This is a genomic window from Sphingomonas caseinilytica (assembly GCF_023516455.1).
Classification (GTDB): Bacteria; Pseudomonadota; Alphaproteobacteria; order Sphingomonadales; family Sphingomonadaceae; genus Sphingomicrobium; species Sphingomicrobium caseinilyticum.
On record NZ_JAMGBA010000001.1, the window covers coordinates 1,139,498 to 1,159,297 of the forward strand.

Here is a 19,800-nt window from a genome sequence, read left to right on the forward strand (position 1 = left end):
CTCCCCGAGAAGCTGTTTCTCGGCAGCGCGAGTTGGCTTGTCCAGCCTTAACTGATCCAGGTTATGCTTTCTCTTGCCCTCCGGCCCGGCTTCGGCGACAAACGGAGCGCCGAAGCCAGGGGGAAAGCTGCGCCAGTATCGTATTGCGCTAGTCGTCGGGACGCGCCCGGAAGCCATCAAACTAAGTCCGATCGCCCATGCCCTCGCCGACCTCGGCGAGCCGCCGGGGCTGTTCGTCACGGGGCAGCATCCGGGCCTCGAGCTGGCCGATCATCGCCTTGAGAGCTTTCCGGCCGTGTCGCTGGGCTGCCCGGGCCAGCCGGATCCGATGCTCCACGCCGACCTGGTTCGCGCGGCAATGCTCAGGATTTTGGCGACGAACCAGCCGGAACTGCTGATCGTCCAGGGCGATACGTCGAGTGCGCTTGGGGGCGCGCTTGCGGCCAGCGAGTTTGGAATGGCGCTGGCGCATGTCGAGGCGGGGCTTCGGACTTACGATCCCAACCTGCCGTGGCCGGAGGAGGAAAATCGTGTCGCGATCGACCGTATGTCCAACCTCCTGTTCGCGCCGACCAGCGGCAATGCTGCAAACCTGCGGCGCGAACAGCTGTCAGGCCGGATTCACGTCACCGGTAACAGCGGCATTGATGCCTTGGCGGCGCTGATCGGCCCATTGCCCTCAAAGCCTCCACGCCGCTGGCTACCGCGGCGGCAGTTCAAGCTGCTGGTAACCTGCCATCGGCGCGAGAATTGGTCGGCCGGCCTCGAAGGGTTGGCGGAGGCGCTGCTCGAACTTGTCGATCACCGCCTGTCGGCCGACGTCATCCTTCCGCCCAACCCGGGAGTTACCGAGCGGATGCATCGCCTTCTCGGCGGGAGGGGTGGAATTTCATTGATCCCTCCGCTTTCTCACGCCGCGACCATCTCGGCGATGCGCGCCGCCGACCTGGTGTTGAGCGATTCTGGGGGAATGCAGGAGGAAGCGCCCGCGCTGGGCGTTCCGCTGCTGGTCCTTCGCGACAAGACGGAACGGCCGGAAGGCCTCACCATGGGATCGATGGAACTGGTCGGAACCGATCGGGACAGGATCGTCGAGGCGGTCGGGCGCCTTCGCAGCGACCGTCGGCTGCTTCGGGAAATGGCGCGGCCCAGCATGCCGTTCGGTGACGGCCGGTCGGCACCGCGCATTGCACAAGCTTGCCTTGCCTATGTGGAGGAAATGGCGGCACTCCGGGCTAGCCGCCGAGCCTGATTGACTAGCTCGCCAAACCCCACCATATGCGCGCCCTTGCCGCCATGGCCGTGGCCCCTTCGTCTAGCGGTCTAGGACGTCGCCCTCTCACGGCGAAAACACGGGTTCGAGTCCCGTAGGGGTCACCAACGATTTCAGTGACTTAGCGTCGCTGGCGCCAGAACTGTCCAATATCAGTCGAATAAACGCCCACGGAAACGGGCGAACAAACCCTCAATCGTTCGTGTCGCTGCCTTCGCATAGAGTGTCGTCGAGCGACTGAAGCATGTCGCCCAATTCCTCGAAGCCTATGACTGGCCGCTCGCATTGATGAGCCAACTGCAACAACATCCCGTAACGAACCCTGCCTAGCTTCAGCGCCATCACGATTGTGCTCAATTCAGAATTGGTCAACGACACCCGGATTGGTTCTTCGGCCAGCATGCGCCTTCGGTCATTCATCGCTCGGTTCCCGCGCGTCTGGATCGCCGCCAGCAACAAGCCGCCAGTCGCCATTCCCAATATTCAGATAGAGTTGGCCTTTGCCCCAGCCGATCGAATGCCCCTCTTCAAGGAAACACTTGGGACACATGTTGGCCCACATGCCGCTCTGTGTCGCGCCATCGATGAATAATTGGAGCTTGTCCAACTGCGCGCTGCAAAGGTCGCATCCATCCGGCGGAGATGGATGGATGCTCGTCGCCCCCCATAAAACGCCAAGTCGGTGCAGCCATGACAACAGGCCGACTATCTCTTCGCGATATTCGTGGCGGAATGCTTCCTGCAGGTCGGGCCGGCTCCGCATTATCGATATGTGCGGCAGGGCGTCCCAGAAGGTCCGATAGTCCGGATCACGCATACTCGAACTCCTGATCGTTACGGTCCGGCCAATAGACCCTAGTGATTCAAGTCAGCGACGAACTCCGAAACAGGTTTGGCCCCACTTATATGCAACCGTTCACGGGCGCGCGTGCAAGCAACGTAGAACAGGTGTCGCTCGGTATCGAATACTTCGCGAAGTTCGTCCTCATCGGTTGCCTCATCGATACGCGACTGAAGCGGTAGGACGTCATCGTCGCAAGCCATGACGGAAACAGCGCGAAACTCTAGGCCCTTGGCGAAATGCATTGTGCCGATTGCGACACGATCAGCGTCGTCCTCAACCCGCTCGGAAAGCTGGCGACACTCCAATCCTGCTTCGGCGACTGCCTGTCGCGCCCGAACGAGCTGGTCGTGTGCTCTAACGAACACGCCAACTTCCATCGCTTGAATGCCATCTTCGATGGCTCGCTTTAGGAATGCAGCAACGATTGCCGTCTCGCTTATCTCATCGTCGCATTCATGGATTTCTGGCTGCGGCCCTTCGAAGACGGATTGAGCGTCGGCACGGCTGACCTCGATGCCATCAACGTCGCGGACCGCCAGCGGGAGCAGTTTGTCAGCGGCTTCGCGTATCTGGCGGGATGTTCGATAATTGATACGCAGGTTAGAGGATCGCCCGCGCACATCCACGCCAAGCGTCAACCAAGAGAAGGGATGTTGGAAGATGCGCTGTCCAATGTCGCCTGCGAAGAACTGGGCATTTAGGCCGACTGCAATCGCCGACATCATGCGCAGCTCGCTGACCCCCAAGTCCTGCGCCTCGTCCACCACAACGTGGGTGAATGGCTTGTCCGCCTTGCTGGCATAAGTTCTCGCGACCTCTTCGAAGTGCTGGTTTGGGGTCAGCATTCCGCGCGCAGAAATAATTTTCCGTGCCTTTTCGAACACGGGCCAGAGAGCGTCGCGCTGCTTCGAACCAAGCCGATTCCGTCGTCCGATGCGTGGAACGGTGGCGTAGCTCTCCTGATCTTCGATCGACCAGCCATCCACCACATGCCGCCACTCGGCCTCGACAAATCGCGCCGGAAGGTCGCTGTAACCAGTATCCGCAATCGCCCGGTCCAAGGCTGCTCGCTGAACCTCGACTGACGCCACTGCGGGTCGACGACCAAAAGCGAGCTCATAGAGATCAGTGGCGGCATCCTCGAATGAGACAACGGACAGCCGGTTGCTGACTGTCGGATCGTCAGAGAGCAGAACCTTCATCTTGGCGGCCAGCGAGTTCGCGAGCGGGCGGGAAAAGGTAGTCAGAAGGACGCGTGAATGCGGATCGCCGAGTAGGGCGCGCGCGGCCCGGTGTATCGCGACAATCGACTTTCCGGTGCCTGCCGAGCCGGTAACGCGCGCAGGGCCGGAGAAATCCTTCGCGACCACCTCGCGCTGCGACGGGTGGAGGAAGACACTCCACTTGTCCCATGGGTAATCGAGAGCATGCGCAAGCTCTTCGCTGCTCTCGATGAGCCGGATGCGCCGCAGCGTGTCGGGATGCTCAAGGGGCTCTGCTTCAGCAGGCTTGCGTTCAGGCAGTCGGCCTGTCGCCGCGTAATCGAGCAGAGCCTCGGTGACCTCAGCGGGAAGATGGTCACTCCGCTGGAAAAAGTCGTCCTCGGTCCAACTCTTGATCTCATCCACCCAGTCGGCGGGGGTGCCAACATCCAAAAGCTCGTCGGAACTTAGGTCGGCAAAAATAGGACGCGGTGGTGCGGCAGGCTGCTCGGCGGGCGGTTCCGCTTCCACTTCTTGGCCGAACCTGAGGAGCGGAGCTGCTGCTTCGATCCGCTCCTGCAACTCGACGATCTGGATTGCACCTGTTCGTGGATGCTCCTCAATCCGCCGCCGCTCAGCCCATGCGTAAGCTTTGTCGTGGTGATCGACGAATGCGAGCATAACGCTCGATTCCGTCCGATGGACGATGATCCGAATGTCCTGACTGACACGGGCCGACCAGAAGTTTCGGTCGCGTGCGCCGTCGAGCTTGTGCATCTGCAAGCCCGGCTGCGACGGGTTGAGCTGCAAGTCGAACGCCGCCGTCTTAACCTGCTTCTGCTCCTGACCGGTAAGACGGGCGAGCGCGTCAGTGAAGGTGTCGGCAATCAGGAACTTCATGTTGAGCGCCCAAATGTGAACGGTCGGCTGTAATCACCCTTCGTCTGCCAGATCTTGCTGCTGATGCCATGAATCTTGGCGAGCGCCGGATGCTTCAAGTCGTCCTGATGATAGGGAATGACCACGTGGGCCTTGGCGCGCGAAACGGCGACATTGATAAGCCGATTGCCATCCGCTCCCGATAGGAATTGCGATGAGGCGTCCACGGGGTCGAAGATGACGACCGTCCGCTCGCTTCCCTGTGCCCGGTGCACGGTGCTGACGGCGATAGTGGGGTGTCGCTTTTTGAGCAGCAACTTCACCAGCGCCCGCTGGGCACGATAGGGCGTCAGGACAAGGATTTCGCTGGGATCGACATATGAGCCTGCCAGTTCGTCTGCGATTTCCTCGATCAGCTTGGCTGATTGAAAACGGATGAAACCGCCATACTTGGCCGAGAAGGTTGCAGCTTCCGAGACCGGATCGAAGCAGATACGCGGCACTTCGCGACCATCGACAAAATAGGGGCTGCGAGCTTGCTTCCACTCCGGGTCGCGCGCGGCCTTGCGGCAAACGATAAGATCGTTGCCATAGAAGGTCGAGCCGACCGCGCGGCAGATGCCTTCGCTCATTCTCGACTGTTCATTCAAATGAACGGTCTTCACATGCTGGAAGATGTCGAAGGCGTTCCTCTTGAGAACCGGGGTTCCGGCCTTGTCATCGGTGCGAACGATAGGGGCGAGCTGCTGAGGGTCGCCCGCGAAAACCGTTTGCTGTCCAAGAGCGGCGATCATCATCGCGGCAGGACCAATGATCTGGCTGGCTTCGTCGCAAATCACGAAGGGGAATGGTTTCTCCGTCAGCGCTTCGTGCCAGCGAAGGGCGGTCGAGACAGTCACGCCTACTACGCGAGCGGAGGAAGAAGTCGTGCCAATGTCGGCAGCAAGCGCTGCGCGGGCAGCGCCGATCCGATCCTTCCATTTTGCATACTCGCCGATCCGTGATTTCGGCGGCTCGGCAAGTTCGAGCATCAAATATTCGGTTACCTTCTCGGCGACCCCCGCTGCGAGGAGGTGTGGTCGGTCCACATATTTGCGCGGATCGAAGTGCGCGCCGATCCGCTTCATCCGCCGCGCAAGGTCGGTCCTGCCGATGCGCGTAAGCCAGTCATCGATCGCCAACAGCGCTGTATCCACTGCAACATTCGTCGGACCCACAACCAGCAAGCGGGCACCCGGATGGCGAGTGAGCAGATACGCACCGAGCGCTCCGATCGTGAAGCTCTTACCGGTGCCGGGAGGCCCGATGAGCAGCGAGCACCGATAGGCGCTGTTCTGAACGGCAAGTGCCTGTCGTTCGCGTAACTCGGCGAACTCGATCGGCAAAGGAAGCACTTCTTGACGTGGCTCCAGCTCCTCCTTCGACTGGGCGAGGCGCTTGGCGGCGCGGCTCGCCATCGGACCACTCCACATCTCGATTAGCGGGCCAAGGAAGTCCCCGGGGAAAAGCCAGATTGTCGAGCCTGCCACCGGCTTGCCGCCCGTCAGTGGCTCAAGGACGATGCGGTCCTGATCCGGATCAACGAACTTGATGCGACCGGCAAACTCGAACTCGTCGCCCCATTTGACTCGGACGCCTTCGAGACCCTCGTCAACGGCTATGCGGGTTCGACCCTTGAGCGGCCTTACGCCAATAACGAGATGGCTATCCTCCCATTCTGCGGATGCGACTTCGAGCCCAATTCCCTTCTGAGAGATCGTGCGCTCGGTTTCCAAAGAGGCCCGGATTCGTTCGCGAGTGATGGACACAGCCTACGGCTTCCATTCTCGATACTCGACGCCGAATGTCTTGGGACTTTGGCGATAGTTGTTGCCCTTCGGATCGCAGTAGACGAGCCAATATTCGACTGGTGGCTCGGACGGCACCTCAGGCGTATCCTTGCCAGCCAACAATGCCAGTCGCGACGGTTGATCGCCACACAGCAGGCTAATTTCGCGCTTAATCCCAAGCGTTTCCTTGACGATCGCTTTCGCAAACTTGGCGGTGGACTTGCATTCGACTCCGAGCAGGAGATCATCCGGTGTCGGATTGCCGCTCACGCCATCATCAACCGCTACAATGTCGATCTCGTGGTAGGCGCTATCATCAAGTGCTGATGATTTGAGCGAGCCAAGCGTCCGCACCTCTATGTCGGTGTAGATTCGGAACGGCTGGCGGCTGGCAGGGTGGTATCCCGAGAAATAGCCGTCTGATGGCTGAATCTTTCCCGGTCCCTGTTTCAGTTCGAGAACCTTCCCGACAAAGCTGAAACTGAACCCTCGGCCCTTCAATTCTTTCAGCAGGCGTCCGAGCACGAAAAGCTCATAGAGCTTCCCACGCGTCAGCTTCTTCTTTTCAGCATCGATGGAAGCCCGCCTGCCCTCGTATTCGAGGATGATGGCTTCGATTTCGGATTTGGCGTCATCAAGTTTGAGAGGGTCAGACATGATCGGCGCCCTGTTCAGGGTCATATCGAAGACGTTCCGAGAGCACTCTCAGTCGCTGGCGCAGATCGGACAAGTTGGGCAGTGACTCAAACCCGAACGCCTCGTCGAAGGCGCCCAGATCAGACAGCTCGTCTCGAAGAGGCACGACTTCGATCGCCACATGGCCGAATCCCTCGGCAGCATCCACAATCTCTCGCCGTGCCTCCTTGAAAGTCGTGATGTCTTCGAGCGCGAGCTGGGACTCCAATGCTTCGACCGTCAGGACAAGCCGCTTCCTTGGACTGAGCCGCCTGACAAACCCGTCTGCATCTCTGAAAGTCAGATCGTCTTGCTGAGCAATCTCTGGTTCCTGAAGGCCCCGCAGGCGGTCCTCAAGAAATCGGTTGATCTCTTCGGCTTCCTGCTCGGTCATGTCAGACCCCAAATACCTTCATTACCTCGTCGCCGAAGTGGTTGATGACCTTCACTGCGATGCGGCCTGACTCTGGTCGTTCGAACGGGCGCGAGGTATCGCTGTAGAGGCTTGCCCATGCCTCCTCATCGATCTCCGCCTTCAGTGATGCCTTGAGCTGCTTGTAGGGGTCGTTTGCACCGAGGAAGTAGGCGTGACGGACGAAGAAACTCTCTTCGTTGTATGCTGTGTCGATGAACCATGCCGCGATGCCCTTCACGTCGTTCGAGCGAACATCGCCGGTGTTCGGGTCGTAGATGTCCACCCCGAGCACCTTGACGACAACGCGACCATCCGGCTGATCGATAATCTCGATGTCGGGTTCGCCGAAGATGGTGAACAGATTGCCCTTGCCGGTGTTCTTTAGATCGCCCGCCATATGCAAGTCGGGATTCATCTTGGCCTTGAGCACCGGCAGCGGACCGAGCCGCGACAGCTCGGACGCATGCGCATCGAAGGAGAAGGCAGTAGCGATCAGCACATCGAAGCGGCTCTCCGCGGCCTCGCGCGCAGCAGCGGTGAGTTGGACGCGGCTGACGGTGCCGAACTCCGGCCCTATGAAGATCGCCGCGCGACGTTCCGTCTCGCCTTCCATGAAGCGGCCTTCGGCGGCGATATACTCGCCGGGCCAAGGCGTGATGCTGGTGAACTCGATGCGGTCGCCACGTTCGACCTGATGCACGCCGGCAGTGCGCAGATGGTCCAAAATCATCGTGGCGAAGTCCGTTTCAGAATCACTCAGCGGCCCACGTGACTTCGCTCTGCCTTCCACCGCTTCGACAAGGTGGATCAGCTCGTCGTCGGCGGGGACGATGCGGTGCGGCGACAAGCTTTCAACGGTGAATGGGCCGGCGACGCGAACTCGGGTCGGATCAGCGTAGGGCTTGTCGTAGAGAAATTCGACGTCGGCAGCACGAGCGATGGACGAGTCAATTTCCTTCTGACGTGCGATCCGCGCTTCCCACCACTGCTTGTGCACGGTCGCAGCGTTTGCGCCCCATGCCGGATCAGCCGCACGCGGGATTTCCCATTCCTGCCAGTCGTTGCCCACTGCTTGATTGAGTTCAATGCGCAGTGGCTCCAGCCGAGCCTGCCACTGCTCCCAGATCACGTCTATCTCGGCATTGTTAGCGATGGATTTCAGCGTGACGTGTGGCACGCGTTCATAGACAAAGCCCTGCCGGACATCGCCGTAGCCGGACCCATCGCTCGGTGGCTTGCCGGTGATCTCTGCTTCCTTGCGCCGCCCCTCGGGACTGTCGGCGAGCAAATACCAAGGATAGCGAGCCGCCATGAGCCGTGCGCGAGCCAGTGCAAGCGCCACGCGGCTGGTGTCGATTGTAATCCAGCGGCGGCCCCATTGCTCGGCGACATAAGCCGTGGTCCCCGAACCGCATGTGGGATCGAGCACAAGATCGCCGGGGTCGGTGGCCAGCAGGAGACAACGTTCGACAATTTTGGTCGATGTTTGAACGGTATAAATAATGTCCATTTCGCCGCGCGTGTCAGTCCAAAGGTTGCTAATCTCAACCACCGGAAAATCATCAAAGTAGCGACGATAGCCAATTCTCTTTGCACTGCCGCCCAGCCTGTTGGCCTTGGCAAGTCGGTGCATCCCCCCCGGATAACTTGCTTTCCAGTTATCTCCCGGCTTTAAATTGTAGGTCTGCCCTCTGAACTCAAATGGCTGATCGAGCTTCGATCCGCCGCCGCTCGTGACGGCATGAACTCCAAAGAAGCGCGAACCAATCTGTAAGGACGTCGGATCCGCCTTCTCTTCGGCAGATGATGGGCGCTCATAACCCGGTGAGACTTCGACCAAGCCATAGTTGCTCATTCCGCTCTTACTTGCTGCCTTGGGCACATACAGCGGGCGGAATTTGGCTGATTTTTTGTTACGCCCATACACAATCACGAGGTCGTAAACTCCGGTTAAGTGATCCGAAGCAAACCCACCTGTTTTCTGAACGACAATCTCGGCCAAAAAGTTTGTGTCACCGAATACTTCGTCCATTAGAGCCCGCAGCCGGTGCACGTTCTCATCGCTAATTTGCACGAAGATCGATCCACTCTCCGTCAGCAACTCCCGCATAACGGTTAGGCGATCGCGCAAGTAGGTCAGATATGAATGGACTCCGTCCTTCCACGTGTCGCGGAACGCCTTCACCTGTTCAGGCTCGCGACTTAGATCAGCTTGCTTGTCGCCAACGGTCCTGTTGGCCGTTGATACCTGCCAGTTAGAGTTGAACTTGATGCCATATGGCGGATCAAAATAGATCGCCTGCACCTTACCCTTCAGCGCTTCGCGTTCGGCAAGGCTGGCCATCACTTGAAGGCTGTCGCCAAGGATCATCCGGTTCGACCAATGCTGGGGGTGCTGGTAAAACTCTGTCCGGGCCATCGGGTCAGTCAGGCCGTTAAAGTCCCCGAATAGGTCTGGCGCGTCACTGGTGTCGTCACGCGCCTGCTTCGATCTCCGCACCAGATCGTCGATGATTGCCTTGGGGTGCACCTTCTCCTGCACATGGATCATCGGCGCCTGAACAATCAGGTCCGACCAATCTTGCCGGTCCTTGCCGCGCCAGACGAGTTGCGCTTCGCCAATCTCGATCGTGCCTGTCTGCTGGAGGTGTTCGATCTGGTCCTTCGTCAGCGTGATCTTCGCGCCGTTCCAGACAATCTGCGGGTCGAGGTCGGGATCGCGGTCGCGCTGTTCACCTTCTTCTAGCAGGCGCGCTCGCGAAAAATTGAGCGGTGCAAGCGGTTGCTGCTCCTCCTGCATGGCCGCGAGATCGGCCATCTCAGCAGTCGGGATGTTCGGACGGGTATCGCGCTCGTGATTGAGTGTGGCGACGGATTTGGGACGGGCGGGAGGGCGGGCCATTACGCTGCCACCTTCACACTGAGGCCATCGGCCAGCGCTGCGAAATCGCTCTCGATCGCGAACACGTCCGTGAACTCTTCGAACGCCCAATTTCCTAATGTGCCGAGGTTGTTCACCCCCGGCACCCACATCGTTTTCATGGTCTCGGCCTTTAGTTGGGCATCGCCTTTGCGATACCCCTTGGTTTCCAAAATGAGGTTGAGCGGCTCGCCGGTGCCAACGTCGAGCCGCACAATGAAGTCGGGGACGTAGCGGCGCGGTGTCGAGCCATCGCGGTATGGCACTTCGAAGCCGAGCCCTTGGTTCTTCACGTAGCCGATGACACTGGGGTGATGCTCCAGCACGCGGGCGAGCTCCGCCTCCCAATCGCTATCGCAGACGACGTGGCTGACATGTGAGCGCTTCGGGTTGGTTTCGAACACGGCCTTGGTCGTCGTGAAGTTGACGAAACGGGAACTGCCCTTCGGGTTGTAGGAATTGAGGATCGCCTTGATCCTGTTCTCACCTTCCTCGAAGCGCTGACATGCGAGGAAGATGCGCTCGGCAGCCTGTTCCTTGATGTCGAGATAATCGATCACACCCTTCGGAACGGCCTTGGGTTCGAAATAACCGCCGTCGAGCCACTCGCGAACCACTCGCCTGACTTGGCCGAACAAGTGGACGGGAAGCGTGCCGTCTTCCCCCGCAAACCGCTTCAGGACGTGGGAAGCGAGGTTGTATGCGATTGCGCTTGGCCGCTGATCCGAGAGTCCCTCGGCACGAATCTCGATCTGTTGGCCGACGATGCCGCCCATCGTGACAGCGGTAGGGCCGATCATCGTTGGATCGACACGCAGCCTGCTATCCTCTGTGAACTTCGCTGTAATCCGCTCCTCCGGCAGATCGACGCGGTAACCCTCGACGCGGGGGAACTCGATCTCCAGCTCCGGCTTGGCGGCGACCCGCTCCTTCACGGCGTGGACGCGCGTCGTGACCTTCGGGACGGTAGGCTTCACGACGACTGGCTTCGCGGTGAAGTCGAACGGAATGCCGAGCACGTCCGAATATTCGACGTCGAAAAGACCTTCGCTGTTCAGCTCGTAGGATTGCCGCCTGAGGCCCCGCCCGACGACCTGCTCGCAAAGGAGCTGCGTGCCAAAGGCGCGGACACCGAGGATGTGCGTGACGGTGTTGGCGTCCCAGCCCTCTGTCAGCATCGATACGGAGACGACACAGCGGACATTCTCACCCAGTCGCCCCTGCCTACCGACCGTGTTCATGACTTCGCGGAGTAGCTCGGCATCGTCAATGTCTTCGACGCTCTCGATGCGTCCGGTCCGCTCTTGCCGTTCGCGACGAAACTGTTCGATCTCAGGTGCGGCGATCTTTCGGAACTCAGGATCGAGAGCCTCTCCACTTTCGAGCTGAGCACTGTCGATCAGCAAAGTGGGCGCGCGGCTGATGCGGTTTCCGTGCTCGTCGTAGTTGCGGAAAAGCGAGAGATGGCCGCGATGGACATTGACCAGCTCGCCATCCTCGTTGGGACGGTCCCAGCCAGAAATGTATTCGTAGATGAGCTTCGACGTGGATGTGTTGTTGCACACCACGATGAAGACGGGCGGCACCTTGATGCCGACCTGCTTCCACGCCTCGTCCACCTTCAGATAGTGGTTGTAGAGTGCGTCGAGGGCCGTCAACAGCGGTCTGGGCAGCTTCAGCGGGTTCAGCTCTTCGGATTTCTTCGCGCCCTTCTTCGGCATGTCCTTGCCGATGTGGTCCCACAGCTTCCGGTAGATCGGCATTTCCGCGATCGGCAGGTTGTCGGCCACTGGCACGCGAGGGAGCTTCACGATACCGCACTCAATTGCGTCCATCAGGCTGAAGTCGCTGACCACCCACGGGAACAGCGTGCCCTCGGCGTAACCGGAACCCGAGAGGAAGAATGGGGTCGCTGACAGGTCATAGACGGCGCGCACACCGACCTTCCGCTTCAGCGCCTTGATGCCGTTAATCCAGAGGCGGGCTGCTTCCTTGTTCTCCTTGGCCTCCGCCTTGATGTCGGAGTCTTTGATCTCTTCGACGCTGCCCTGTGGCCGTTCTTCGTAACAGTGGTGCGCCTCGTCGTTGATGACGACCACATTCTTCATCGCCAGTAGCTCGCCGCAGGCCCGCTGAAGCATTTGGCCCTCTGTCTCGGTCGTCATCGGCGCTTCGCCGCGACCTTGCAGCAGGCCCTTCCCGACCCTGCTCAGGTCCATCGTCTCGCGGCGCTTGAAGGAATGGTAGTTGGTGATGACCACCTTTGCCTTGCGGATTTCGCCAAGCATCTCGTGAGGGACTAGATCGCGATGCTCATAGTAGTTGTCCGGGTCGTCGGGCAGAAGCACCCGCAGCCGGTCTTTGATGGTGATGCCCGGCGTGACGATCAGGAAGCCGCGACTGAAATGGGAGCTGGTTGGCGAGCGGACTGCGTTCACCGCCTGCCACGCCATGAGCATGGCCATGACGGTCGTCTTGCCGCTGCCAGTGGCCATCTTCATCGCGATACGGAGCAGGTCGGGGCTGGACTGCTTGTTAGCCGCGCGGACGTGTTCCCACAGGTGGGCATATTGCTTTCGCTGGGAAGCAACTTCGGTCAGCCAGATCACCGTCTCGACCGCCTCGACCTGACAGAAGAAGGGACGGACGCCCTCGACCTCCGTCCGCCGCCAGTAGTGGAGGAGCTTCGCAGTGGCCGGGGTCACGCCCCAGTCGCGGTCGCTCGGCAAGGCTCGCCACGTCGCGACGTGGGAGCGAATCTCGTTGATGATCGGCTTCGGATTATATTCCTGCTCCTCGGCGCTCAGGCCGAGCTCATCTTCGAACACCATCGCGGCCTGAGCCGCCTTGCTCGACTTTTTCTTGGGCTTCGGGACCGGGGTGACGAAGTCGCAGGGCCGCCGCCCTTGGTTCGGCGGCAGCTCCAGCGGCTGCCCGTCCGCATCAAGGGCATGATGGAGCTTCGGCACCTCATACGGCGAGTTGAGAATCGGTCTGTCGTAGAAACTCTGAGCCAAAACGCGCCCCTCCTGAACGGAGGAGTATTTCCGGCCTAGCGGGATGACAAGTCACACAGAGCACTTAACCATTTTGATTTTGAAGGGAGCGAGCGAGAACCCCGGAATATGGCGCGATCAGGTTGCAATTTTCACCATGCCGATTTGGTTCAATTCATCGAAAACGCCAGATTTTCTTGGGAAATTGGACGATTGAGGTCTCAGGTGGGCTTCATGGCCGATCATGGCAGAACGGATCGATCAGGTAGGTTACCCTATCCACCTTGATCGGAACATGAGCTGTTCAGGTTGAAGGATGGTTCTGCCATGGCCAGAAGGAAGCAGCGTGCTCTCGAGGAGCGATTTATCCTCGTTGCCACAATAGAATCTGTCGAGCGAAACTACTTCGTCTCCGAGGAACACGACCTGCGACGGGTCGATGATGAAGCGAGCCTCATCATCTGCGGGCACATCACGGAAATTGACCGAAAGCATCGCCGTCACAACGGCCTGTCGATCGAGATGAAGTTTCTTTGCGCTCGATCGTTCCAACGTGACCGTGACGTTCCGGCTGCTGACAGGCCGTTCTTAATGTCAGTCAATCTTCGCGGCGATCAGCGCTCCCTTGGGGCCTATTTGCCGGCAGATGCATTCTGGGAGCTGCCGAGCATGATCGCGTCTGGCGCGGTCACCCACATCGAAGCCCAGTTCGGTCCAACCCGCCAAGGCCATGCGGATTTGCTCTTTGTGAATTTCACAACCGCCACGAGGCTAGAGGCTGACCGACAACTTTTGTTGTCACGTTAGGGGCCTACTCTCACATTGACGCGTGGTGTTTTGAAATTTCCCCCCCACCCGTCACGATTGCCTGTATGGAACCGTCAAGGGAAAAGCCGGGTCGCCTGCACCACGTTGCCCCTGCCTCCACGCGCTATCCATTGGCGCCGCGCCTTTTGGCCAATGTTCTCGCTCCAACCTGCGCGCTTGCCCAAGGCTCGGCCGCCCGTCTTGCGGCGATCGAGGCCAAGGGCGTCGGCCACCTCAGGTGACGCGCCCTTGCAGAGATAGCCGACAAGCACGCTCAGGTTCTCGTCATAAGCAGACTGGGGGATGCGTTTCGTCTTGATCGTGCCGGCTCGATACGGCCTGCCGGAAATCGCCTCAATCCAACGTCGCGAGCGTTGGCCTGTAAGTGACACCCCCGGTGGCAGATGGAGCAGAATGTGGACGTGCGATCCAATGATGGGACCGCACTCCCTCACCCACGTAAAGGCCGTGCGATGGCCCTTCTTACGAAGCCAGTCGCGCAGCCGGGTCAGGAACCCCCCGATTGCCCAGACAGCATCGCCGTCAGAGATGCCCGCCTGCTCAAGCCGGATGGTCACATGGCGGTTTAATGGAAGTCCGATCCGACGAGCATGAAAAGCCGCCGCGATCACCCCATTAGCCTGATGCCCTGACAGGCCGTCAGTCGGACGAACAGCACGCTTGCGCTCGGAACTGCTCGAACCAGCAAGGCGAGACATGCCGCCAACGATAGTCTTATATATATAATGCGAGCCGCTGTCGGATGATCGCAACTCTTCAATTTCTTGCATCTATTCAATCGCTTACCGTTATCGACCCCATGGGATGGATTGCCGAATCCTTGCCGTGGGCATTTCTGTCAGAAACGCTGCAATTTCATTGACTTAGGTAGAACGGCGCACCGCTGACAGCAAAAGCATTCCCAAGTTTCGGATTTCACGGCCCGAACAAAGACTTACGAACGATTGCGGAGAACACGGGACGGCGGGGGCCTCCTTTGCCCCTTCCGCCGCCCCAGCGCGTCCCTCAATAGTGGTTACCGTCCAGATAGACGCCAATGGCTTCGTGCAGTTCGGGCAGGCGTTCCAGCGGGAAAGTCACGCCCTCCTTGGTGGGCCTGAGGTTGTCGCCTTGCTGAAACCATTTGCGTAAGTTTACGAACTCATGACCATTGTATGCCGAGACTTCCAGTCGCCACACATTTCCACGATGACGGTGTTGAAACAGGATCGTGCCGCTCATGCCGCACTCGCCAGCGAGTTAGCGAAAGCCGTCAGGCTTTCGACGCGAATGAGACGGCGTTGTCCGATCTTAACTGATTCCAGCTCCCCCGACAGGATGAACTGATAGAGCTTCGACCGCCCGATATTCAGGGCGTCCTTAGCCTCACGCACGCTGTAAAAAATCTTCTGCATGGATTCCCCATGGTTGTCGGCCCTCCTTCATGACCGAAGTTGCGGCATCGTCGCCGGCCGGCAACCACTGCCGACATCTATAGCAAGTCCCGAATCGGCATGGACGCGCAAGGACCTACTTCAAAAAAAATTTATGCCCGTTGAGGCAGGCTAACGACATCGCCGTCGTCTCGCTGGGGAACCAGAGGAACCACGCTACGAGCTGCCAGCTCGTCCAGTCCATCGGCAACAAATCGGCCGTAGTGGCGCTCGATCATAGCTACCGACGTATCGTGCAATGCCGCCACCAGCCGAATTGGAAGGTTGGCCCGGATGCCCCTAACGATGCTCGTATGACGGAGAGCATACGAGATGACTTCGGACATCTTAGCTCGCTCCCGGATAGCGGCCCATGGACGAACCAGTTCGGATGCCGACTGCCACGAACCGCGACCTACGCGCTCCCATCGAATGCCCCCGGCGACTTGCTTGCTCCGCCAACGCTCCAAGAGTGGCGCTTGGCTCGCGCGGCCCTTCAATGCCGGCATCAGCGCTTCCAATACATCAGCACCGATTGGGACCGGCGTGCCGCCACTCTTGCTGCCCCTTCCTTTTCGACTGACTGGCACGAAGAGGCGCTGGGCTTTCACTTGAACGTCGCCCACTCGCAATCGTGCTATCTGCGAAAAGCGTGCTCCGGTTGCGGCCAGCACAAGGACCAGCCGAAACAGATCACCTTCCCAGCCCTGTTCCGCGTCGATGTCTCGCGCCGCACCAAGTAGCCGAGCGACTTCCACATCTGACAAAATCTGGTTCTCGCGGGCGACTTCATCGGCATCGCCATCGCCCTCGTTTAGCGCCCGAAGTGCGTGCTTGATGGTAGCAGGGAACGTTGCTGGCAGTCGGCTCCGGTTGGCCGCAAACGCCTCATTCAGCGCCGCTTTCAGGTCATTGATGAGCCTCTGTTTCGTGGTCCCCTTCAGCGCTCCCGGCAAAGCCGCGCGCCAAGCCAACAAGTCGCTTTCGCTGAGCTCATATAGCGCGATTTCGGCAAGGGCAGTCGCTTCCACTTCCTTGCGCTTTCCCCTCGCCTGCTGGCCGGTGACGTAACGAGTTAGGCGGCTCGTTGCGTCAGAGCGAACAGGACGTCCCTTTCGGGCAGTATCACGGGCGTCGCGAGCCGCAGAATATGTTTCAACCGCGTTCCTGACGGTGAGCAATGGTCCCTCGGCAGCTGCCCGAGCCTTCCTTCGCTCAACCGCAACGAGGTTCCGCGCTTCTCTTACGGCATCATCGAAGTCCAATGTGCCTTCAGGCAATTCGTCGTCAGCGGTGGCGAAGGTGCGCTGCCGATAATCCTCATCTCCAATATACCAGCGAACAAGCCACTTCCCGCCACGCTTGCCCTTGCGATAACCGAGGTGAACTTCAGGATCGATACCCCGCCAGTGGACGCCAATCGGCAGCTTCTTGCGCTGTTCACGGGTTGTGATTTTCGCTTCGGTCAGTGTCTTTGCCATATTGGCCCCGCCATTTCGTCAAATATTCGTCAAATATACAGGGGCGAACTGGATTGGACAATGATGGATGTTTCCTCTCTACGTGCACCGCATGTTTGGACGGTCACGGACGTTCGGAGCAAGCTTTTCACGCCCTCTCACGGCGAAAACACGGGTTCGAGTCCCGTAGGGGTCACCAGCGATTTCAGCCATCGTCAGCTTGGGGAGATTGAAGCGGGGGCACCGCATCAACCTCCCCACCACAGCGGCCTGCGCAATCTCCCCTTTGTCAGGCCGATGGGGTCTCGTGGAGCTGTGGAATCCGAGCCAAGGCTCCGAAGCGCTTGCGATCATGGACCGATCGCGGCGAGCAAGCTGCCGGAAACTAAAGCTGGCGCAGGTGCGCGATTTCCTGTCTCACGCTTTTACTGGCACAGCCATGGCTCGACCAGGCACCTTTCGTCTTCGTCGTCGTTCCCGTCGTCTGAGCTGGCGACTTGGGTAACCAGCAATGCCGCAGCGGCGAGACCAGCAACAATGAGTAGAACCTCGCCGGCATCCGGTCCGTCTTCATCTTCGGCCAAGGCAAGGCGCTTGCCGCCAAAGTATAGGCCCTGATCCTTGCCGCTGTTCACTTTGAATTCGATCGTTGATGGACGCGCAATCGCTGCTGAGGCATCCCTGAGCGGCTGGCGGCGTATACCAGCCCCGAACCGCAGGCTCGGTCGGGATCTACCTTCACTCGATCGAAACAAGGATATCGTTGCACCGAGATAAGCGGCACTGACGTTACTTTCGCCCCGGTCACCCAAGTGGGTCATTCGATCGGCACCAGCTGCGGGTGATGCCATGAGCAAGGCAAGAATTGCAGAATAGCCAAATAAAGATGAGCGCATAGCATACCTCTTTTTCCGGGAAGGGAATTGTTCGCCTTCCCACGCAAGACGTAGCCGGGAGCGAGTCACCTTTATTCCAGCAAATCATGTAAAGAATTTAACCAGGCTGCTCAGGCATATCTTCAGACAATTCCGAAATTTAGCACCTTTATCAACTTAAATGCTTTAGGATTCGCTCAACGCGCTGCAGTGCGATGTCGACCAGTTGGATTTCCGGGTGCGTGGCCACGAGAATGACATCCGCCGCGAGTGTATTCCCAAGCTGGACCAGGTCGGAGCGGAGCAGTTGAAGCAGCTCCCTGGACCCCGCGGTTGAAGCTTCGATCGCGTCGTTCTGCACCACGTCCTGGCTCTTGAGCTGGGTCACGATCTCGTCGATCCGGTCTTGCTGCGCGTTTGCGCGTTTGCTCATCCAGTCGGATACGTCGACCAGGGTCCCGAACGCCAAGCCCGCCTGCCGCGCCGAAACCCAGGCGACCCGGCCGCTAACTTCCAGGCTTCCGCGCTTCAATACGATCAGGCTTCCGGGCTGGGGCAGGACCGCGGCCTCGATGAGCGCGCCCTTGGCGGACATGTTGCGGATGTGGGCGGGCGTGGATCCTTCATTCCAGCACAGCGTCGCGATCACGAACAAATGGGTTCGCGAGCTATGCCGGTGTTCGGCCGGTTCACAAGCTACGGTAGTTGCGCTGTCCATCGCCGGCCCCTTGTCCGGCCAACCATGAAGATTTGCCAGATCAAGCCTCCGAAACGGATGCGATCGGTGTCAGACGTCAGGCGCCCCAGCCGCCGCCGAGCGCGCGGAACAGGTCGATCTGAGCAGTCGATAAGCGTCCGTTCATGTCGGCGAGGTCTGCTTCGGCCTCCGCGAAGGTGCGTTCGGCGTCGAGCAGGGCAAGCGAATCCACTTCGCCCTCGCGTTGCTGGGCGCGGACGATGTTCGCTGCCACTGCGGCCTGGTCACGGGCGGCCTTGAGTGCTTCGAGGCGCCGCAGCGAGTTGGCGTAGACCGACAAGGCGGTCTCGGTTTCCTGGAGCGAGCGGAGTATCGCGCCGTCGAACTCGGCCAGTGCCTCGTCCGCGCCTGCTTCCGCCCCTTTGACTCGGGCGCGGGCGCGCTCATGATCGGTGAAGGACCAGCTGATCAACGGGCCAAGGAGGAAGCCGATCGGGTTGCTGAACAGGTTTCCGATATTACCAGCCGCGGACCCGACCGACGCGCCGAGGCTGATCGTCGGGTAGAGTTCTGCTGTCGCAACGCCGATGCGCGCGGTGGCGGCGGCAAGGCGGCGCTCGGCGGCGCGGATGTCCGGTCGGCGGGACAATAGCTGCGCACCGTCGCCGACCGGGATCGGCTGATTGATGCGCAGGGAAAGGTCGCGCGCGCCCGCGGTTTGGGGCAGCTCTGCGGGCGCGCGCCCGGTCAGCATCGCCAGACGGAACAACGCGCTGTCGCGCTCCGCGGCAATGGCCGGAATTTCTGCTTGTCGCTGGTTCTTGAGCGCGGCGATCCGTGCCGTATCGAGCCGCGTGGTCTCGCCGATCTCGACACGGCGCTTGGTGATCTGCTCCGATTGTCCGAGCAGTTCGACGATGCGCGTCGCGACCGCCAGCCGCTCGGCGGCGCTGGCTGCGTCGGCATAGGCGCGAGCGGTTTCGGCGACGATCGCCACGCGGACCGCGTCGGCGTCGCCTTCAGCCGCGCCGACATCGCCGCGTGCGGCCTCGACATTGCGGCTGACGCGACCGAACAGGTCAAGTTCATAGGCGACGTCGAGCCGGCCGTCGAAGCTGGTCATGGCGTCTGTCGAACCGGTTTCGCGGCCGCGAGTGACGGAAGCGTTGGCGCCGACCTGTGGCAGTCGGTCGACCTTGACCTCGCTGAGCGCGGCCCGCGCCCTCGCCAGCCGGGCAACGGACGCGCGAACGTCGGTATTGGCCTTGAGCGCGTCGGCGATCAGGCCGTTGAGGACCGGATCGTTATAGAGCCGCCACCAGTCCGCCGGGACCGGCGCCAGCGGCTGCACCGCATCCGAATTGGCGGCGACGAATTTCCCTGCCGCCGCGGAAGGCGTGGCGGGCGCCGCATAGTCCGGGCCGGCCGCGCAGGCCGCGAGGGCGAGCGCCGAGGCCATGATCGCAAATTGCTTCAAACGCATGGAAAAGATTCC

Annotated in this window: 17 protein-coding genes and 1 tRNA gene; 3 read left to right on the plus strand and 15 right to left on the minus strand. The window is 60.0% G+C overall.

Features of this window, described 5'->3' with window-relative positions; genetic code table 11:
• The first annotated feature begins 73 nt into the window (after nt 1-73).
• Entirely contained in the window at nt 74-1,252 is a 1,179-nt protein-coding gene (gene wecB / locus LZ496_RS05725) for a non-hydrolyzing UDP-N-acetylglucosamine 2-epimerase (RefSeq protein WP_249903625.1), read from the plus strand.
• A 52-nt stretch (nt 1,253-1,304) separates the two neighbouring features.
• A tRNA-Glu gene (locus LZ496_RS05730) sits at nt 1,305-1,380 on the plus strand.
• A gap of 85 nt (nt 1,381-1,465) precedes the next feature.
• Here LZ496_RS05730 and LZ496_RS05735 read toward each other — a convergent pair.
• The 8 genes from LZ496_RS05735 to LZ496_RS05770 form a co-directional block, all read right to left on the minus strand.
• Complete coding sequence (locus tag LZ496_RS05735; protein ID WP_249903626.1) at nt 1,466-1,675, minus strand: hypothetical protein; 210 nt, start codon at nt 1,673-1,675, stop codon at nt 1,466-1,468.
• 10 nt (nt 1,676-1,685) lie between these two features.
• Nucleotides 1,686-2,090, minus strand: a complete 405-nt coding sequence (locus tag LZ496_RS05740; protein WP_249903627.1) for a hypothetical protein — start codon at nt 2,088-2,090, stop codon at nt 1,686-1,688.
• A gap of 38 nt (nt 2,091-2,128) precedes the next feature.
• Complete coding sequence (locus tag LZ496_RS05745) at nt 2,129-4,096, minus strand: 3'-5' exonuclease (RefSeq protein WP_249903628.1); 1,968 nt, start codon at nt 4,094-4,096, stop codon at nt 2,129-2,131.
• A 119-nt stretch (nt 4,097-4,215) separates the two neighbouring features.
• Nucleotides 4,216-6,006, minus strand: coding sequence for a DEAD/DEAH box helicase (locus tag LZ496_RS05750; protein WP_249903629.1), 1,791 nt, complete (start codon nt 6,004-6,006; stop codon nt 4,216-4,218).
• A 3-nt stretch (nt 6,007-6,009) separates the two neighbouring features.
• Nucleotides 6,010-6,684 carry a hypothetical protein gene (locus tag LZ496_RS05755; RefSeq protein WP_249903630.1) on the minus strand — a complete coding sequence of 225 codons (675 nt, stop codon included), beginning with the start codon at nt 6,682-6,684 and terminating at the stop codon, nt 6,010-6,012.
• Complete coding sequence (locus LZ496_RS05760; RefSeq protein WP_249903631.1) at nt 6,677-7,096, minus strand: hypothetical protein; 420 nt, start codon at nt 7,094-7,096, stop codon at nt 6,677-6,679. Before LZ496_RS05760 ends, LZ496_RS05755 begins: the two co-directional genes overlap by 8 nt.
• A 1-nt stretch (nt 7,097) precedes the next feature.
• The gene (locus LZ496_RS05765; protein WP_249903632.1) at nt 7,098-10,019 is read right to left on the minus strand and encodes a site-specific DNA-methyltransferase; all 2,922 of its coding nucleotides are present in this window, start codon (nt 10,017-10,019) and stop codon (nt 7,098-7,100) included.
• Nucleotides 10,019-13,054: a BPTD_3080 family restriction endonuclease gene (locus tag LZ496_RS05770; RefSeq protein ID WP_366516693.1), complete on the minus strand. Its 3,036-nt coding sequence runs from the start codon at nt 13,052-13,054 to the stop codon at nt 10,019-10,021. The genes LZ496_RS05765 and LZ496_RS05770 overlap by 1 nt, the downstream gene beginning before the upstream one ends.
• Nucleotides 13,055-13,360: 306 nt before the next feature.
• Here LZ496_RS05770 and LZ496_RS05775 point away from each other — a divergent pair, with 306 nt between their 5' ends.
• On the plus strand, nt 13,361-13,840 hold the full coding sequence (locus LZ496_RS05775) for a hypothetical protein (RefSeq protein ID WP_249903634.1): 480 nt from the start codon (nt 13,361-13,363) through the stop codon (nt 13,838-13,840).
• Nucleotides 13,841-13,914: 74 nt separating this feature from the next.
• On the opposite strand, the gene LZ496_RS05780 is transcribed toward LZ496_RS05775, so the two are convergent.
• The 7 genes from LZ496_RS05780 to LZ496_RS05810 all read right to left on the minus strand — a co-directional run bounded on the left by LZ496_RS05780 (nt 13,915) and on the right by LZ496_RS05810 (nt 19,788).
• Nucleotides 13,915-14,631, minus strand: a complete 717-nt coding sequence (locus LZ496_RS05780) for a rolling circle replication-associated protein (RefSeq protein ID WP_249903635.1) — start codon at nt 14,629-14,631, stop codon at nt 13,915-13,917.
• A gap of 235 nt (nt 14,632-14,866) precedes the next feature.
• Nucleotides 14,867-15,082 carry a transcriptional coactivator p15/PC4 family protein gene (locus tag LZ496_RS05785; RefSeq protein ID WP_249903636.1) on the minus strand — a complete coding sequence of 72 codons (216 nt, stop codon included), beginning with the start codon at nt 15,080-15,082 and terminating at the stop codon, nt 14,867-14,869.
• Nucleotides 15,079-15,255, minus strand: a complete 177-nt coding sequence (locus tag LZ496_RS05790) for a helix-turn-helix domain-containing protein (protein ID WP_249903637.1) — start codon at nt 15,253-15,255, stop codon at nt 15,079-15,081. The genes LZ496_RS05785 and LZ496_RS05790 overlap by 4 nt, the downstream gene beginning before the upstream one ends.
• Before the next feature lie 131 nt (nt 15,256-15,386).
• Nucleotides 15,387-16,754 (minus strand): tyrosine-type recombinase/integrase, encoded by a 1,368-nt coding sequence (locus LZ496_RS05795; protein WP_249903638.1) that lies wholly within the window; start codon nt 16,752-16,754, stop codon nt 15,387-15,389.
• 404 nt (nt 16,755-17,158) lie between these two features.
• Complete coding sequence (locus LZ496_RS05800) at nt 17,159-17,368, minus strand: hypothetical protein (RefSeq protein ID WP_249903639.1); 210 nt, start codon at nt 17,366-17,368, stop codon at nt 17,159-17,161.
• 412 nt (nt 17,369-17,780) lie between these two features.
• On the minus strand, nt 17,781-18,326 hold the full coding sequence (locus tag LZ496_RS05805; protein ID WP_249903640.1) for a PilZ domain-containing protein: 546 nt from the start codon (nt 18,324-18,326) through the stop codon (nt 17,781-17,783).
• Nucleotides 18,327-18,402: 76 nt separating this feature from the next.
• The gene (locus LZ496_RS05810; protein ID WP_249903641.1) at nt 18,403-19,788 is read right to left on the minus strand and encodes an efflux transporter outer membrane subunit; all 1,386 of its coding nucleotides are present in this window, start codon (nt 19,786-19,788) and stop codon (nt 18,403-18,405) included.
• Nucleotides 19,789-19,800: the final 12 nt, after the last annotated feature.

What these genes read in the sequence shown, in the direction of transcription:
- LZ496_RS05735 (WP_249903626.1), bottom strand. Translation starts at nt 1,675, where the DNA reads ATGCTGGCCGAAGAACCAATCCGGGTGTCGTTGACCAATTCTGAATTG.
- LZ496_RS05740 (WP_249903627.1), bottom strand. Translation starts at nt 2,090, where the DNA reads ATGCGTGATCCGGACTATCGGACCTTCTGGGACGCCCTGCCGCACATA.
- LZ496_RS05745 (WP_249903628.1), bottom strand. Translation starts at nt 4,096, where the DNA reads ATGCACAAGCTCGACGGCGCACGCGACCGAAACTTCTGGTCGGCCCGT.
- LZ496_RS05755 (WP_249903630.1), bottom strand. Translation starts at nt 6,684, where the DNA reads ATGTCTGACCCTCTCAAACTTGATGACGCCAAATCCGAAATCGAAGCC.
- LZ496_RS05760 (WP_249903631.1), bottom strand. Translation starts at nt 7,096, where the DNA reads ATGACCGAGCAGGAAGCCGAAGAGATCAACCGATTTCTTGAGGACCGC.
- LZ496_RS05765 (WP_249903632.1), bottom strand. Translation starts at nt 10,019, where the DNA reads ATGGCCCGCCCTCCCGCCCGTCCCAAATCCGTCGCCACACTCAATCAC.
- LZ496_RS05775 (WP_249903634.1), top strand. Translation starts at nt 13,361, where the DNA reads ATGGCCAGAAGGAAGCAGCGTGCTCTCGAGGAGCGATTTATCCTCGTT.
- LZ496_RS05780 (WP_249903635.1), bottom strand. Translation starts at nt 14,631, where the DNA reads ATGCAAGAAATTGAAGAGTTGCGATCATCCGACAGCGGCTCGCATTAT.
- LZ496_RS05785 (WP_249903636.1), bottom strand. Translation starts at nt 15,082, where the DNA reads ATGAGCGGCACGATCCTGTTTCAACACCGTCATCGTGGAAATGTGTGG.
- LZ496_RS05790 (WP_249903637.1), bottom strand. Translation starts at nt 15,255, where the DNA reads ATGCAGAAGATTTTTTACAGCGTGCGTGAGGCTAAGGACGCCCTGAAT.
- LZ496_RS05795 (WP_249903638.1), bottom strand. Translation starts at nt 16,754, where the DNA reads ATGGCAAAGACACTGACCGAAGCGAAAATCACAACCCGTGAACAGCGC.
- LZ496_RS05805 (WP_249903640.1), bottom strand. Translation starts at nt 18,326, where the DNA reads ATGGACAGCGCAACTACCGTAGCTTGTGAACCGGCCGAACACCGGCAT.
- LZ496_RS05810 (WP_249903641.1), bottom strand. Translation starts at nt 19,788, where the DNA reads ATGCGTTTGAAGCAATTTGCGATCATGGCCTCGGCGCTCGCCCTCGCG.